At 48.6% G+C, this 16,234-nt stretch carries 9 protein-coding genes and 1 pseudogene; 7 read left to right on the top strand and 3 right to left on the bottom strand.

Annotated elements, in window-relative coordinates; translation table 11 throughout:
* Positions 1–68 precede the first annotated feature (68 nt).
* From ACIDITHRIX25_RS73815 to ACIDITHRIX25_RS73800, 4 genes are all read left to right on the top strand, one after another.
* Positions 69–233 (top strand): hypothetical protein, encoded by a 165-nt coding sequence (locus tag ACIDITHRIX25_RS73815; protein WP_201732707.1) that lies wholly within the window; start codon positions 69–71, stop codon positions 231–233.
* A complete protein-coding gene (galT, locus tag ACIDITHRIX25_RS73810) occupies positions 226–1,215 on the top strand; it encodes a galactose-1-phosphate uridylyltransferase (RefSeq protein ID WP_201732706.1) in 990 nt (329 codons plus the stop codon). Before ACIDITHRIX25_RS73815 ends, galT begins: the two co-directional genes overlap by 8 nt.
* Positions 1,208–2,329 (top strand): galactokinase, encoded by a 1,122-nt coding sequence (locus ACIDITHRIX25_RS73805; RefSeq protein WP_201732705.1) that lies wholly within the window; start codon positions 1,208–1,210, stop codon positions 2,327–2,329. The genes galT and ACIDITHRIX25_RS73805 overlap by 8 nt, the downstream gene beginning before the upstream one ends.
* A gap of 680 nt (positions 2,330–3,009) precedes the next feature.
* Entirely contained in the window at positions 3,010–6,621 is a 3,612-nt protein-coding gene (locus tag ACIDITHRIX25_RS73800) for a beta strand repeat-containing protein (RefSeq protein ID WP_201732704.1), read from the top strand.
* 284 nt (positions 6,622–6,905) lie between these two features.
* Here ACIDITHRIX25_RS73800 and ACIDITHRIX25_RS73795 read toward each other — a convergent pair whose 3' ends face one another.
* The 3 genes and pseudogenes from ACIDITHRIX25_RS73795 to ACIDITHRIX25_RS73785 form a co-directional block, all read right to left on the bottom strand.
* The gene (locus ACIDITHRIX25_RS73795; protein ID WP_201732703.1) at positions 6,906–7,139 is read right to left on the bottom strand and encodes a hypothetical protein; all 234 of its coding nucleotides are present in this window, start codon (positions 7,137–7,139) and stop codon (positions 6,906–6,908) included.
* Between the two features lie 132 nt (positions 7,140–7,271).
* A pseudogene (locus ACIDITHRIX25_RS73790) lies at positions 7,272–7,640 on the bottom strand (MMPL family transporter); the annotation flags it as partial.
* 1,272 nt (positions 7,641–8,912) lie between these two features.
* The gene (locus tag ACIDITHRIX25_RS73785) at positions 8,913–11,096 is read right to left on the bottom strand and encodes a hypothetical protein (RefSeq protein ID WP_213333410.1); all 2,184 of its coding nucleotides are present in this window, start codon (positions 11,094–11,096) and stop codon (positions 8,913–8,915) included.
* Between the two features lie 840 nt (positions 11,097–11,936).
* On the opposite strand from ACIDITHRIX25_RS73785, the gene ACIDITHRIX25_RS73780 reads away from it, so the two are divergent.
* The 3 genes from ACIDITHRIX25_RS73780 to ACIDITHRIX25_RS73770 all read left to right on the top strand — a co-directional run bounded on the left by ACIDITHRIX25_RS73780 (position 11,937) and on the right by ACIDITHRIX25_RS73770 (position 16,216).
* Positions 11,937–12,890, top strand: coding sequence for a ligand-binding sensor domain-containing protein (locus ACIDITHRIX25_RS73780; RefSeq protein WP_201732700.1), 954 nt, complete (start codon positions 11,937–11,939; stop codon positions 12,888–12,890).
* 146 nt (positions 12,891–13,036) lie between these two features.
* Complete coding sequence (locus tag ACIDITHRIX25_RS73775; RefSeq protein ID WP_201732699.1) at positions 13,037–15,103, top strand: glycosyltransferase; 2,067 nt, start codon at positions 13,037–13,039, stop codon at positions 15,101–15,103.
* 3 nt (positions 15,104–15,106) lie between these two features.
* Entirely contained in the window at positions 15,107–16,216 is a 1,110-nt protein-coding gene (locus tag ACIDITHRIX25_RS73770) for a glycosyltransferase family 4 protein (protein WP_201732698.1), read from the top strand.
* Positions 16,217–16,234 lie beyond the last annotated feature (18 nt).

The raw sequence follows: 16,234 nt of genomic DNA, 5'->3' as shown, positions 1-16,234 counted from the left end.
TGCTGCCCCATTTAGGTCAAGTAGAGCGAAAAGTTGTTGGTAGTTGGGCTATGAGCGGGAGTTTAGTAATGCCAGAAAAGCAAGCTGAAGGTAGCAAAGCTGCGACCCCACCCACGGAAGTTATCGAAATGGGTGGGATTGAATCTTTGATCAAGCGTGAGACCTCATTCAAAATTGATGGAAGGCGAATGACGTTTTACACGAGATTAGAGGTTGGTAAGAGCGGTGACTGAACGTCGTTTTGACCCTACCAGAAATGAGTGGGTGACATTTGCGACCCACCGTCAAGACCGAACTTACAAGCCAAAGGCCGACTTTTGTCCTTTGTGTCCTACCAAGAGTGGCGCGCGAAAGACTGAGATCGATCGCGAGACGTTCGAGATTGTAACTTTTGATAATCGCTTCCCAGCCTTTTCACCGACGGCTCCGGAGCCAGGTGTATCGTCTACGCAATTTCATCCGGTTGCTCCGGCCAATGGTAGGTGCGAAGTTGTCGTCTACTCAGACGATCACCATTTGACCTTCTCTGATTTGACGTCAGCGAGGGTTCGAATGTTGGTTGACGTATGGGTTGACCGTTGGAAGGTGCTTGGTTCCGAGGATGATATAGCTTATGTCATGCCCTTCGAGAATAAAGGCGAAGAGGTTGGCACCACCTTATCTCACCCACATGGACAGATCTATGGCTACCCGTTTATCCCTCCTGTTCCGCTAAAAGAGTTGACGACGGCGGAGGATTACTTCGAAAAGAACCATCGGTGCGTAGAGTGCGATGCAATACAAGGTGAATTGCACGATGGGAGCCGCATCGTGTTTCAAAACAACTTCGTGGTAGCTTGGGTTCCTTTCTGGGCTAGGTACCCCTATGAAGTCCACGTTGCCCCCAAACACCATGAACCTAACTTGGCGACCTTGTCAGATGAGGTGCGGAAAGATTTTGCCGATGCACTCCTGCGTGTAGCTAAGAACTACGATCTACTCTTTGGATTCTCTCTACCTTATATCATGGGGTTCCATCAAAGTCCGACCGACGGTGATATGCGGTGGAACGACTTTTCGCATCTGCACGTCGAGTTCACGCCACCACACAGAAGTGCGGATAAGTTGAAGTTTCTGGCAGGATCAGAGTCTGCCGGAGGGGCTTTCATCTCAGACGTTGCCCCTGAGAGCGCGGCGACTCTGCTCCGAGAGCGATGGAGCACCGTGAATGATTGATCCTGCTAATGCGATTGACTTTGCGCGGAGTAGCTTTTCATCCAGCCCCGAAATTGTAGTAGAAGCACCAGGGCGGATCAATTACATCGGAGAGCACACTGACTATAACGGTGGCCTCGCACTGCCCGTCGCGATTGATCGCGGTATATCTATGGTGATCACAAAGAGTTCGCAAGGTTCAAAGATTCGAGCGATATCTCAGAGTCAATCAACGCTGGTAGAAGTTGGCCTCGACGATGTAGTTCGCATGGACTCCTTCGAAGGTTGGTCGAGGTATCTCCTAGGTGCGGTTAAGGTCCTCCTAGACGAGGGTTTTGCCCTACGGGGTGCTGATATCGCTATATCGTCTGATCTACCTCTTGGATCGGGGCTATCTTCAAGTGCTGCTCTCTTACTAGCTGTTATCTTCGGGTTGAGCCTTCACAATGGCCTCGATCTGCCTCGAGATAGAGTTGTCGAGTTAGCCCATCGAGCCGAGAGTAGCTATTCGGGAGCCAACGTTGGCTATCTCGATCACTTTGCCATCGGGTATGCAACTCCTAATCGCGCTACGCTAATTGACTTTGCAACCATGAAGTACCATAGCTGTGAGATGCCCTTTAGTGACTTGATCGTCGTTGATTCGAACGTCCACCACTCAATAAGTGCAGGGGGTTACGGCAAGCGGCGGCTCGAGTGTGAGTTAGCTGCCAAAACCCTGAACCATCGCTTTATCTCAGAGGCGACCCTCGAAGAGGCACAATCCCTTGAGGATTTGGATCTACGGAGGCGTGCGATGCACGTTATATCTGAAAATGAAAGGGTTCGAAGTGTGGCAAGGGCTTTTGACGATGGGAAGACCGGTGCAAGTTATCTAGTTGAATCGCATGAATCGCTCCGTGATCAATTTCAAGTCTCCTGCGCCGAGACCGATCTCATCGTCGAAAGTGTGCTTAGGGCAGGCGCTGAAGGCGCAAGGATGGTCGGTGGCGGATTCGGTGGATCTTGCATAGTAGTCGGCGGTGACTTTGAAGCTTTAGAGGCTGTGGTCTCTAATGACTTCGCTAGCCGCGGTTTTTCCCAGCCCACTCTCTTTCGGGCCGGCTTGAGTGGCGTTTTGCGGCAAGTGCATTGATTTGAAGAGTTATCCCTGTTTAACCCTTTATAGGTCGTACGATCTGCATTTTTGATATCATGTAGATCTCAACTTATTGAAGATATTTCGGTTTACTTCATGGTCGCCGTGGTTGATTTTCCTCGGCGGTGGCTGATATTTAATGCGCTCCGATGTCATCGATGCGACGTACTTGCCCCCGTAGATGCCATTAGTTAGAAAAAACCCACCTGAATTTAGTTTTAAGTGATTGTCCGGTTTTTTTGAAGATGCTCCTTCCTCCGATTATTCGCTGTCTCAGGCTTGCAATTCCTGAATGCGTCGCTTATGTCATAATCAAAATGAAAGTAACAACGTCGACTATAGGTTAGGGTCATTTCGAGGAATCGGCATATTCCATGACCTATGGTGGAGATTCGAAATGAATGCGAATTCCGCTAATTTTAGAAAGTGGAGCTAAACGACCATTTCCCATCGTTGGGATTCTGCTAACTTTGGGTTGAGCGCTGTATATCTGAACTAATTGTTGCTATTTCTCCCCCAAACCTCTTATCTGTCAATTTACGTTTGATATATTTTTTTGGTCGCAATAATAATTTTCTTCACGTAATTATCAACTTGATCACTACACCCAAAGAGAGCCTGTTTCTCTTTGGGTGTAGTGGTTGTGGGTTACATATAGACAAACGGAGCATTACAAGGTGTCGCAGCTTTCTGTCCGAAAAAGAATCTCATCTGCCATGAGAGATCGATTGGTAAAACTAACTACAATCCTCACAGCTACGATCCTTAGCCTTGGCATATTGCCACTCTTTACGGGAGGGATAACGCCAGCTTCAGCTACTCCTACTACTACTACTAATCCTCCTCAAGCACCAGTTCAGTTAACCCCAGTTGTAGACAACTCAACTTCCGTAACCCTCAATTGGAGTAGTTCTGCAAGTTCCACTGTCACTGGATACAACGTCTATGAAGGTACCTCAACGAACGGAGAGTCAGCTACGGCTGTAAATACGACGCCGTTATCGCAAGCCACAACTAGCTATCAAGTAACCGGACTAACAGCGAAGCAATCCTATTACTTCACCATCAAAGCAGTAGATTCATCTTCAAATACATCAGCTGCTTCAAATGAAGTAACTGCAACCCCAAATGCAACCCCAATCCTCTACGTCGCTCAAAGTGGCACAGATTCGAGTACTTGCGGTACTCATAGCAACACGTGTAAAACTATTGGTCAGGCAGTCTCAAATGCATCAAGCGGTGACACCATCAACGTTGGATCATCAACTGCAACTAGCCCCTTCCAAGAGACAGTGATTGTCAACAAAGACCTAACAATCACTGGCCAAGGTGCATCATCTACCTTCGTTGGTGGAACTTCAACATCGAACATGGTCTCTGGATCAGTCTTTACAGTAAGCTCAGGAATCACAGCCACCATCACAGCAATGACGATTCAGTACGGCAACACAGCCGGCTTAGGCGGCGGCATCTTCAACTCCGGGACCCTCACCGCCACCAACGACACCATCTCGAACAACACAGCCATCTACGGCGGCGGCGGCGGCATCAACAACTCCGGCACCCTCACCGCCACCAACGACACCATCTCAGGCAACACAGCCGGCAACGGCGCCGGCGGCGGTATCTTCAACAACAGCAACCTGACCGCCACCAACGACACCATATCAGGCAACAAAGCCACCAACGGCGACGGCGGCGGCATCTTCAACAACAGCAACCTCACCGCCACCAACGACACCATCTCGAACAACACAGCCATCTACGGCGGCGGCGGCGGCATCAACAACTCCGGCACCCTCACCGCCACCAACGACACCATCTCAGGCAACACAGCCGGCAACGGCGCCGGCGGCGGTATCTTCAACAACAGCAACCTGACCGCCACCAACGACACCATATCAGGCAACAAAGCCACCAACGGCGACGGCGGCGGCATCTTCAACAACAGCAACCTCACCGCCACCCTCACCGCCACCAACGACACCATCTCAGGCAACTCATCCGGCGACTTCGGCGGCGGCATCTACAACTCCGGCACCCTCACCGCCACCAACGACACCATCTCCGGCAACACAGCCATCTCCGGCAACGGCGGCGGCATCTACAACTCCGGCACCCTCACCGCCACCAACGACACCATCTCCGGCAACGCAGCCCCCAACGGCGGTGGTATCTTCAACATCTCCGGCACCCTCACCGCCACCAACGACACCATATCAGGCAACAAAGCCACCAACGGCGACGGCGGCGGCATCTTCAACAACAGCAACCTCACCGCCACCCTCACCGCCACCAACGACACCATCTCAGGCAACACAGCCACCAGCGGCGGTGGTATCTTCAACAGCAGCAACCTGACCGCCACCAACGACACCATCTCAGGCAACACAGCCGGCCAAGGCGCCGGCATCTTCAACAACCGCGGTACTCTAACCGCCACCAACGACACCATCTCCGGCAACACAGCCATCTACGGCAACGGCGGCGGCATCTACAACGGCGGCGGTACCCTTACCCTCGCAGCCTCTATAATCGCCGATCAAAACTCCGGTGGTAACTGTACTGTGAATGGTGGCACCATCACCGATGCCGGCTACAACCTAGATAGTGATGGAACGTGTGGCCTAACTTCATCAAAACATTCACTTAGTAGTACCACAATCACCCTCCCAACTCTTATCACCGTTGGTAGCACCCAAGTAATCCCAATAGCACCACTATCTCCAGCCTTTGATGTGATCCCATCGACCTCCCTCCTCTGTACAGGTGGTAATAGCGTTGTCCTTGTCACGGGTCAACCTGGAATCAACATCCCATCTACAGATCAAGTAGGTAACCCTCGTATTGTCACAGATGGAACGACATCTGCTTCATACTGTTCAATTGGCTCCTATCAAGATCAAACCCTTGCGCTATTTCAGCCACAAAACCTTACAGCTATCCCAACGGGAAACAAGATAGATCTCTCTTGGTCACCATCTACAAATGCACTTGGCAAAAGCCCCGATAGCTACTCGGTTTATGTAGGTTCTACTTCAGGCAATGAATTAAAATTCGCAATTAAGTGTGCAGATTCAAGAACTACATCTTGTACTTTTACGCCAAGTACCCTAGGTGCAACCTACTACTTCTATGTAGTTGCAAATAGCGCTACCTATGGGAATTCCGTACCATCTAGTGAGGTGAGTACGATTGCCAACAACTATCCGAGTCAACCACTAATTCCAAATGCGACCGCTAATGGAACGTCATCGATCACGATTTCGTGGGAAGCTCCATCTAGTGATGGCGGAACAGCAATTACTAGCTACCAAGTCTTTGAAGGAACAGCACCTGCTAAAGAGTCAACATCTCCAGTTTGTACAACTACTACAACGACAACCTGTACCGTAACAGGACTCAACCCATCTGCGACTTACTACTTCGACGTAGTAGCTAAAAACGGAACTGGTAACTCAAAAGCCTCAAATGAGGTTTCAACAACCACGGCAACACCTATCCAAAGCCCATCTGTACTAGCAAACCCCGGATACTACATAGCTGCAAATGACGGTGGAGTATTTACCTATGGAAGTGCAAACTTCTATGGCTCTCTAGCTAATACACATCTCAACAAGCCAATAGTAGGAATCACCTCAACCCCAGATGGCAAAGGCTACTGGCTAGTTGCATCAGATGGAGGAGTCTTCTCATTTGGTGGTGCTACCTTCTACGGTTCAACTGGCAACATGACCCTCAACAAACCAATAGTAGGGATCACCTCAACCCCAGATGGAAAGGGCTACTGGCTAGTCGCATCTGATGGAGGAGTCTTCTCCTTCGGAGACGCTACCTTCTACGGTTCAACCGGCAACATGACTCTAAACAAACCAATAGTAGGAATCACAGCAACTCCAGATGGCAAAGGCTACTGGCTAGTTGCATCAGATGGAGGAGTCTTCTCATTTGGTGACGCTATCTTCTACGGTTCAACTGGCAACATGACCCTCAACAAACCAATAGTAGGGATCACCTCAACCCCAGATGGAAAGGGCTACTGGCTAGTCGCATCAGATGGAGGAGTCTTCTCCTTCGGTGACGCTATCTTCTACGGTTCAACCGGCAACATGACCCTCAACAAACCAATAGTAGGGATCACCTCAACCCCAGATGGAAAAGGCTACTGGCTAGTTGCATCAGATGGTGGAGTCTTCTCCTTCGGTGATGCTACCTTCTTAGGTTCAGTAGCGAATCTCAACCTCAACCAGCCAGCAGACTCCATACGAAGTGTTGCACTGGCTGGGTAGGTGTATTAGCAGAAGAACTGCGCTGGGTAACTATAGATAAGGTTCTTTTGCAGTCGATAGAGTGTTTTACTGACCTCTAGCACATGGTGAGCATTGTTTATCGCTGGTGGATTTCGTGGTGATTTTCGATGAAGCTAGATACTAGTTTTTTGTAGTTGGGTTCATAAAGGGTTGATTGTCTGTCGAATATTTAGCTACTTTTGGTTCGGCCATCGGTCTGTTTAACTGCATTTTGTTTCCCGTTCCGACCTTCGTCTGATCGAAGTTACCTATAGGGTTGAGTTTCAGAGGTACTCCGACCGTAGACAGTTATACCTGAAGTAGGCCACTATCGGCTTTTTACCGTAGGGTTCTACGCCAATTCCAACTCCAAATCCGACTACTGATGATTCTGTGAGTGGGATCTCGGTTACTCGCGAGTGACTGAATCTTTCAATCAAACCAGAGGTCGTTTTGAAAACACCACCTTGTGCGCCGACCTCTTTTGCGACCTTAATGAAATCGCCTTCATTAACCATGGAGTCCTTCATGGCCATCTTTGATTGAGGTGGCACGATCAATTGCTTCATCATTCGTAACTCGAGGGTTGCCTCGTTCGAATTGAACCCTCGATTCAACAGAGAAGCCGTTATTAGTGGCTGGACAAAACTCTATTCCACAGAGATCGATGGGACGATACGATCGAGCCACCTTGGCATGTACCATGCCCTCTTTCCTAGAAGTGTCATTACTGCTGGTACTAAGGTGAGGCGGATAATCGTAGCGTCTATCAATACGCTAACGCCAAGGCCAAGGCCGAGCATTTTGATGACAGGCGCTGTTGATCCAATAAAGGCAAAGAAAACAGATATCATGATCGCGGCGGCAGACGAAATAACCCTAGCGGTAGCCGAGAGGCCACTTGCGACGGCGTCGTCTGCATCCATACCCGAGAGATAGGCTTCCTTTACCCGTGAGATCAGGAATACTTCGTAGTCCATCGAAAGTCCAAATGTAATAGCTAACATCATCATGGGTACTTAGCTTGCAAAGGCGGTGACAAAGCAAACCTTCTCGTCAGATACTGCCACGCCAAAGAGAGGGACTTAGAGTTGTGTTTTGGTGTCGCTTTGCCCCGTGTTAGATGGTTGGAGATTCTCGTAGATTCAGTGGCCTTCGAAAGAGACACCTCTGAATCGAGAAGTCTTGACGATGCGTTGAATTGCCTTATCGATCTGGAAGTCAGAATGCTATTTGGCGAAGTTGCCCCGACCATTGTCACGTGCAGATCAATGTCTCTAAAAGCCAATATTGCAATGCTTCGAGATAATAGGGTTTTAGTTCTTCATTGATTGAGCAATAAGAAGCCACTTTATTGAAGATCGTCTTGCCTCGCCGAAATAACAGAGGCTGCAGATTCGCATGGATCGCTCAAGCAGATTGAAGCCACCGGTACGCCACCGCGGTACTCCAACAAGGGCGAAGGAAGAGAAGCGAAAGAGACGGCAATGAATTGCCAGTCTCTTTGAGATTCCGCGAATAATACGTGACGCTAGATGCACCAATCCAAAGAAGCGTCACCTCTAGTAATCCATTAGTTAATGATAGGCGAAGGCGGACCATGTCCGAGTACTCAAGTGTGGCGCCAAGCTACGCGATTGTCTTCATATGTCACGAAAACCACGGATAGATAATCAAGGGAGAGCGTTTCGACAAGGTTATCAGCTACGTTGCGGCGAAGAAGTCCTCTGGGGTCGATAGATAACCCCGTTGCCTTTTAAGAAGATCCTGAGTGCTGTGTGATCGAAACTACCCATAGCGAAGTCGCTGTCAATGAGAAACCGATTGACGCTTGCAAAAGTGGCAAGACCCATTTGGGGCGCCATAGGGCGTCTTGGACTGAGTGAGAGCGCTCTCTACCATCTTGCTTTCAAGGCAAACAGAGACATATCACCTCATCTCGATCCGTGGCCTGTGGCCGATCGCCTGCTGTTTGCAACCGAGTTAACCGCGCGACGAAGGGACGACACGAGAAGGTGGTTCGCGCTCAAAGAGGAAACTTTCAATCCATATGCGCAATGCCATCGTTCTAACCTAAGTATCGGACGCCACCTATCACCTAAAAGTCTCTTCTCTTGCCGATCCTGTGCAAAAAGTGATCTATCGGATCCCCGCAGTACGGAACTCCTTTCGCGGCCGAATGACTAATGCCGTCCATTTGGAAGTATCCGATAGACAAATTTCACCTCTATGAACTGGGGGTACATAGTCGAATATCGAAAGTTTGCTTGGGAGGTCCACTTACTTGAAGATTAGTTCGGTTGCGGTATTTCAGATGAAATAGTTTGTCTCTTCCTAAACGGACGATCCGCAACTAAGTAGAGAACTCCGAAAGCAAACGTTATCAGTGAAATTGCATCGCCGATCAGTGACAGGTGCTTAGGTTTGAACGTTATATAGGAGATACCGGCGTGAACGTAGAGGTAGATCTGGCCACTTGCCGAGGGTAGCACTTCATTGTTTTGATACGTCCAACCCCTTATCCAAGGCAACGGCACTTCAACATATCCGTTGGACGAAGACGATACTGAGATTGAACCGTATGGGTCGATCCGCACCTTTGCCCGACCAACGACTTGTGGATTGGTTGGTGATTTTGGTGGGGTAATTGGACCAGATTCAAACCTCGATGTCACAGTCACAGTATTGGCAAGGCGTTGGGTCTGCTCCATGGAGATGAGTGAGCCCCACGAACTAACAGTGACGGGCTCTTTGACTACGGGGCGGCTCGTTTGAAAGTCAAGGTTCTTGTAGATCTCTATCGTGGGGCCATCAAAGACTAGTTTCATATCGGATTGGTGATTGAGCCAGGAGTAGTTCTTGAAGTCAGCCGTCTTGAATAAAATCACAAATTGGATTCCAAGCGAATTTAGGGTTTCACCGAAGTTGGCGAAGTAGTTGCTTTTGGTAATTAGGTAGTTGAGGTAGGCGTAGTAGTAGGTGGTGTTAGTAGTAAGAAGGCCGGGTAACTCGGCGTCTTGGCTCGAGATTGTATTTGGCCCAAAGTAGTTGGCGCACGGATTTGCTATCACACGCCCACCGCTGAATTTGAATTCTTCGTATAGGTGCCATGGTAGGCACAACGAATAGCCGCTTCCCTTTGAAACAATGTTGTAAGCGGACGACCAATCGGAAGGAAAGTTGGAAGATGCAATCTGTCCATTTAGGGCGAATGGTTCAACTGGTTCATATGCAAAGGGGAGTGCGACGGCAATAATTGCGATTGCTACTTTGAAACGGTGTTTACCTTCGTATCGCAGGAGCAGTGTATCGACTCCGATACCGAAGAAGTAGGCCAAAGTTACCGCCCATATGACATCGAACTTTTGCGCTTCGCGCATTGCTCCAAACGTTGGAACATAGCGAAAGAGCGTGTCGAAGAGCGGCTTTGAAGGACCTTGTGACCCGAGAGCCAGCACGATAGCAAAGAGCGATGATAGTAGGAGGATTTTTTCGAAACGGTAGTTTGGCACATTTACATGGTTTGGCCTGCCATCATCGATCGACTTTCTCTTCGCAAATATTACAGAGATGCCTAACGCCGCGATGGATAAGATGCAGACGAGAATAAGCGGCCAGCCAACGATGATATCTCGGGCGAGTTTTGGGCCGCGCCGCCAAAAACCATAGAGTCCTATTAGGTTGCCTAATGCGCCATACCAGGTCGAACCGGAAGTTCTATACGCCGATAGATTTGCGGATGTGACGACGCCGTTTGCACCACTTATAAGGACGGTAATCAACTGATAGACCATCGAGGCGGCTACAAAAACCCCAGCCTTTAAAGTGCCAACGATGACTTCGCCTCTTTTGATGCTCGCAATCATGAAGACGAGTACGACTATGCCAACGATCCAAAAGTAGTGAGGACTTGCAAGAATCATAATTGACCATACGACTCCGAACCTCAGCCACCCCCTTTTGTCGGTGATTGACTTCAAATAGACAAACGATAGCGGCAGAAGTGAATATCCAACAAGAAGCGAGAGTTGCCCTACGTAAAGGCGATCAAAGACAAACGGGTTATAGAGGAATAGGGTTGTGGCAGCTATCTTCGCTGAAGGCGAGCGAGTGCTGATGAGTTTAAAAATTCCTAAGGATCCGCAGATGAAAGTGGTTAAGAGGACCAGATCCGTCGTGTAGCCTCCAGCGAAGATTTGAACTACCTTTATGAGCGTGGAAAACACCGCACCGCTGGAAATGCCCGTTGTATTCAGGCCAAGGAGTGTCGGGTCTAGTAATGGCTGTCTTTTTGGAAGTACCCAATCGAGCAAGAATAGGTTCGAATGCAACCAGAGGGGTGCATCGAAGAGGATAAAAAGCAAAAGAGCAGTTATGAGTGCGATGCCCTTGTCGCCGCTTCCTTCGAGTACATAATCGGAAAACCGTCTTTTTTCCCTGTCAATTTGGTTCATGTCTTGTAAATCGGGAGTCATTTGTGCCCAATGCTAATTGTCGAGGGGCGTCCTATCCATCCACGTGTAGTGAAATGGCGTATTTGGGTGGGTTTGATTTCGAATCGGTCAATATCGAAGGACCTCTTTTAGGTTTCTATTTCATTTCAAAGTTAGTTGCTAATGAGAACTTACTTTAGGCCGTTGAAAGGTTCTTCGAATGTCAACATTTCCTTTAGTCATGATCAATATTTCGTGTATTCAGACGATTTTCAAGTATGGAAGTATCAAGAAGTGCTCGACGTCTGATTCATCACTTTGGTAGATGGTTGTAACAAAAGATAAGGAAAGGCTTTGCTAAATCTTTGAAGGAATTCAGTCGATAATAGGTAGGTGCCTTCAGTGGCGTCGTAAATAATTGCCTTAAGCCGTTTATCCACGTCAGGAGCGATAGTGTTTTTGGAAAAATAAGTTAGTTCCACTCTCAAAGGCCACCAGCTGGAGTAAATGGGGAATTCTAGAGGTCCGTCTTGACATCGCGGGCGGAAGGTGTGGATTGTGTGATCAGATTTTCGGAACCCGCATCAGCTGTTTCAGTTGCCCAAGAGGCTTCAAGCTACCTAAAAGGTAGACGACTGTAGATAGCGGTTAATTGTTTAAGGTAAAGCCTTTGTTGGTGGGCCCCGCCCATTGTTCGATCCAACGTAAAGGAGCGATCATAAGTTTTATTATGTAATCATATTGATGTGTAATGTTTACTTTTTTAAAATATATTTGCTGACTAATTAGGACGTTGCAAAGGCGTTTTGTCGCTAGTATAAGGTCAGTCTTTGGTTTCTTGGGAAAATTTGTCCCTCGGACGTTTGTTAATGGGAGGACCGTTTGTTCAATAGTATGATCAAGTTGCTAAAGCGAAACGTGGCGCTATCGATTGCTGGAGGAGCATTAGTTATTGGTAGCGGTGCTTCGCTGATATTCACAGGGGCATTTTCCGCTACGCCTACCTTCTTTGGATACGGCTCGCCATATGGTTATGGAACGACGGCAACGCCACCTGCTCCAACGCAAAGTACGGTTTCATATCGTTTGTTTGGCTCTGACGGAGGCGTATTTACCTTTGGTAACGCTGGTTTTTATGGCTCAATGGGCGGCAAAATGCTCAATAAGCCGGTTGTAGGTGGGGCTGATACACTCTCGACCACGACCAATTCTGCTGGTAATGGATATTGGCTCGCGGCTTCTGACGGTGGCGTATTTACCTTTGGTAACGCTGGTTTTTATGGCTCAATGGGCGGTCAAATGCTCAATAAGCCAATCGTAGGATTTGCACCTACTCAAGACGGCAAGGGTTACTGGCTCGTAGCTTCCGACGGTGGCGTATTTTCCTTTGGTGACGCAGCATTTCACGGTTCATTGGGCGGCGTTTCGCTCAATAAGCCGATCGTTGGAATGGTAAGCGATCCAGCCACAGGCGGTTATTGGCTCGTAGCTTCCGACGGTGGTGTCTTCTCCTTTGATGCACCATTCATGGGCTCAATGGGCGGCACGAAGCTCAATAATCCAGTCGTAGGCATTGCAGCTACCCCAGATGGCAAGGGCTACTGGCTCGTAGCTTCCGACGGTGGTGTATTTACCTTTGGTGATGCCGGCTACTTCGGTTCAATGGGTGGTAAGACTTTGAATGCACCCGTAAAAGGGATTTTGCCAACTTCAGACGGAATGGGCTACTGGCTCGTCGGATCTGATGGCGGCATCTTCTCCTTTGGTGATGCACCTTATGCAGGTTCCGAAGGCGGAACCAAGCTTAACTCTCCAGTTGTCGGTATAGCTGACTAGCTTTTCGGTTTGCTTGGCATACGTTTCCGCAGGAGGCGTATGCCAAGCCAGCTAATTTCAGCGATGCTGAATCACAACTTAATTCTTACCTGAGACGGTTCACAAAAGGACCCTCAGATCTTTGTTCCCAAAGTGGAGTGGATGTATTGGTTATCCTAAACCGATTACGTACCGTAGACAAGGGTGCTTTGGCATTCTTTGCGGCCTCAGGCGCCGTGGGTCTTTCAAATTTTATCTTTCACGCTGTTATAAGCAGATCTATCGGTCCATCTAATTACAGCATCTTAGGTGCCTTACTAAATGTGACCTTAGTTTTGAGTGTCCCAATTGGTGCTCTGCAAGTCGCAGTGACCTCAAGAGTGTCAAAGGCTGTGCGCGCTGGAGAAGACTTCAACCCGAATCCTCTTCTTCTGAAGTCAATTGCACTTGGAATTGTTTCGGTCTTAGTCTTAGCGCTAGGAGCGCCAATCTTTAATAGGTACCTCCAAATTGGAACGTTGTTTCCGATGCTCTTGACACTCTCCTCGTTGGCTCCGAGTGTTCTAGGTGCCACTTTACAAGGTGTCATGATTGGGCAAAATCGGTTTGGATGGGTAGCAGCCGCTAATTTTCTCGGCACGATTATCGGTCGACTCTTTTTTGGGGTTCTGCTCGTACACTTTGGCTTTGGCTTAGATGGCGCCTTGTTCTCGAGTGTGCTTGGCCAAACCTTGCTGACGTTAATTTTGCTCGTACCAGTTCTCTCTGTTTCGATGAGAAAAAAGAGTGGCGTTAAGTTGAGGGTTTCGGTCGTCGATGCACTTCTTTCAATTGGAGCACTAGCTGGTTATTGGGCTATGGCAAGCGTTGACTCTTTTCTTGCGAGGCATTACCTTGGTAGCCACACAGCGGGAATCTATGCCGCTTCGTCAACTGCGAGTCGAATTGCCCTCTTTGCGCCAGGTGCAATCGCCATGGTGGCCCTACCTCGAATAACGGGGGGAAGCGGAGATACTCATGATGCACGTAGGGCGATTAGATGGGCGCTCGTAGGTGTCAGTTTGGTGGGATTCGCAACCGCCTTGGTCATCTTCATGCTTCCGTCGTTGGTTCTGGGTGTTTTGTTTGGTCACCAATTTCTTGTAGGTACGACCGCACTACGCCTACTGGCGTTTGAGGCAGCCATCTTAGGTGTAATTGGCTTGTTGAGTTATACGTTTATAGCTCGACGTTCACTCCTTGCCTTGCTTCCCTGGGCGGCGATTCCTCTAAATGTTTTGTTGCAGTTCTTTGTGAAGCCCACAATGACTTCCCTGGCGCTTGGGGTTTTTATTGTATCCCTTGTTGTTCTTGGCGCGATGTTCGTACCTTTGATCCACGCAATGTTGTCGTCCCCTTTGAAGGTGGATCCTGATACGCAGGAATTTCCTGCCCCATTGAGCAATTCGTCGGAGATCGACCTATCCATTGTGGTTCCTTTTTACAATCCAGGAAACGCACTCGTTACTCACGTTTCGGAGCTCGTCAATGTTCTCGTAGGTGCGGAAGTATCGTTTGAGATCATCGCGGTGTCTGATGGTTCTACAGATGGTTCTTGTAGAGCGCTCTCTGATCTCGCATTGGATAATGTCCGGATTGTTGAATTTGTAAAGAACTGTGGCAAGGGCGATGCGTTGCGTGCTGGCCTGTCGAGAGGTGTCGGAAAATACCTAGGGTTTATTGATGCAGATGGCGATATACCAGCCGAATTGGTATTAAATTTCGTCGAAGTAATGCGAAGCTCAGATGTAGATTTTGTAGTCGGCAATAAAAGACATACGGATTCACAGGTTGTTTATCCCCCAATAAGGCGAATCTATTCGTGGGGATATCAACAGCTAGTTAGAGCTCTTTTCCAGATATCGGTTCCTGACACTCAGACTGGCATCAAGTTTGCGCGGCGTGAGGTTGTTGAAGCGGTGCTCCCCCTCATGGTAGAGAAGCGTTTTTCATTCGACCTAGAGATGTTCGTCGTTGCGAAAACACTGGGATTCGTCAATGTGGCTGATATGCCTGTCGTCATTAGGGATCGTATATCGTCGACCGTTTCTTTGAGTGCGGTCAAAGGAATGCTACTCGACACGCTGGGCATTTTCTATCGACTTCATTTCGTCCGCTACTACGACCAAGTGGAACGTGGATTAATTTATCGAGAATCATCAAATTCTCAACTGATCATGCCTTCGGAGGCTTAATTCGTGCGGGTTCTTATTTTCAATTGGAAAGACTTATCAAATCCTCGAAGTGGTGGCGCGGAGGTTTATACCGACCGCGTTGCGACTGAGTGGGTCAAGATGGGCCATGATGTAACTCTATTTTGTGCGGCTGTTGAAGATCTGCTAGAGCATGATCTTGCTGCTGGCGGATACAACATTGTGCGTCGGGGAACTAAGCACAGTGTGTATCGAGAGGCACGACGCTTTTGGTTGAATGAGGGTATCGGTAACTTTGATCTGGTGATCGACGAAGTAAATACACGTCCATTCATGACGCCAAAATTTGTAAAGAATGTGCCAATTATGGCTTTGATACACCAAGTTTGTAAGGAAGTGTGGGGTTATGAGTACCCATTCCCCATTTCCTCCGTGGGTCGATATATTTTAGAGCCAAAATGGTTGTCGAGCTATAGAGATGTTTTGACGATAACGGTTTCGGAATCTTCCAAGGAATCACTTGAAGAGTATGGGCTTCGAAATGTTGTTGTGGTGCCAGAAGGCTCGGACTTGTTGCGGGTGAGTCCCAAGCTCTTTGAGAAAGAAGAAGTCCCAACGTTGATCTATGTTGGGCGTTTGTCCAAAAATAAAAGGCCGGATCATGCTATTGCGGCTTTTGAGAGGGTTAAGAGGGATATTCCTTCCGCGAAGATGTGGGTTGTTGGAACGGGGCCGATGGAGAGCCGACTTCGTCGACGGGCTTCCGAGGATGTTGTATTTCATGGTCGCGTTAGCGAGGAGGAGAAGTTCGAACTTATGGGTCGGGCACACGCACTTTTAGTAACGTCAGTGAGGGAAGGCTGGGGGCTCGTGGTAACAGAGGCGGCATCCGTCGGAACTGTTTCTATCGGCTACGATGTGGCGGGCTTGAGGGATTCTATTGCTGCTTCTGGTGGTCTTCAAATTGAACCGAAGACGACAGATCTAGCAATGAAAATTGGGCATTATTTCGACGAAAATTGCGCCCAGAATGTCTTCGTCGATGGTGTTGTCGAATGGTCAAAGGTGGCTGAAATGATTTTAGCCAATAGTGAGGGTGCTCTAGTTGAGTTGCAGCAGAAACCTGAAGCGGACAGTTTCTCACCGTTGGATTAGCGACGGAGCCTTCCAATA

It is taken from the genome of Acidithrix sp. C25, assembly GCF_904848545.2.
This window is presented reverse-complemented; position numbering and strand designations above follow the sequence as displayed.

Coding starts and splice junctions, on each gene's coding strand:
- ACIDITHRIX25_RS73785 (WP_213333410.1), bottom strand. CDS start 11,096: ATGACTCCCGATTTACAAGACATGAACCAAATTGACAGGGAAAAAAGA.
- ACIDITHRIX25_RS73805 (WP_201732705.1), top strand. CDS start 1,208: ATGATTGATCCTGCTAATGCGATTGACTTTGCGCGGAGTAGCTTTTCA.
- ACIDITHRIX25_RS73795 (WP_201732703.1), bottom strand. CDS start 7,139: ATGGTTAATGAAGGCGATTTCATTAAGGTCGCAAAAGAGGTCGGCGCA.
- ACIDITHRIX25_RS73815 (WP_201732707.1), top strand. CDS start 69: ATGCCAGAAAAGCAAGCTGAAGGTAGCAAAGCTGCGACCCCACCCACG.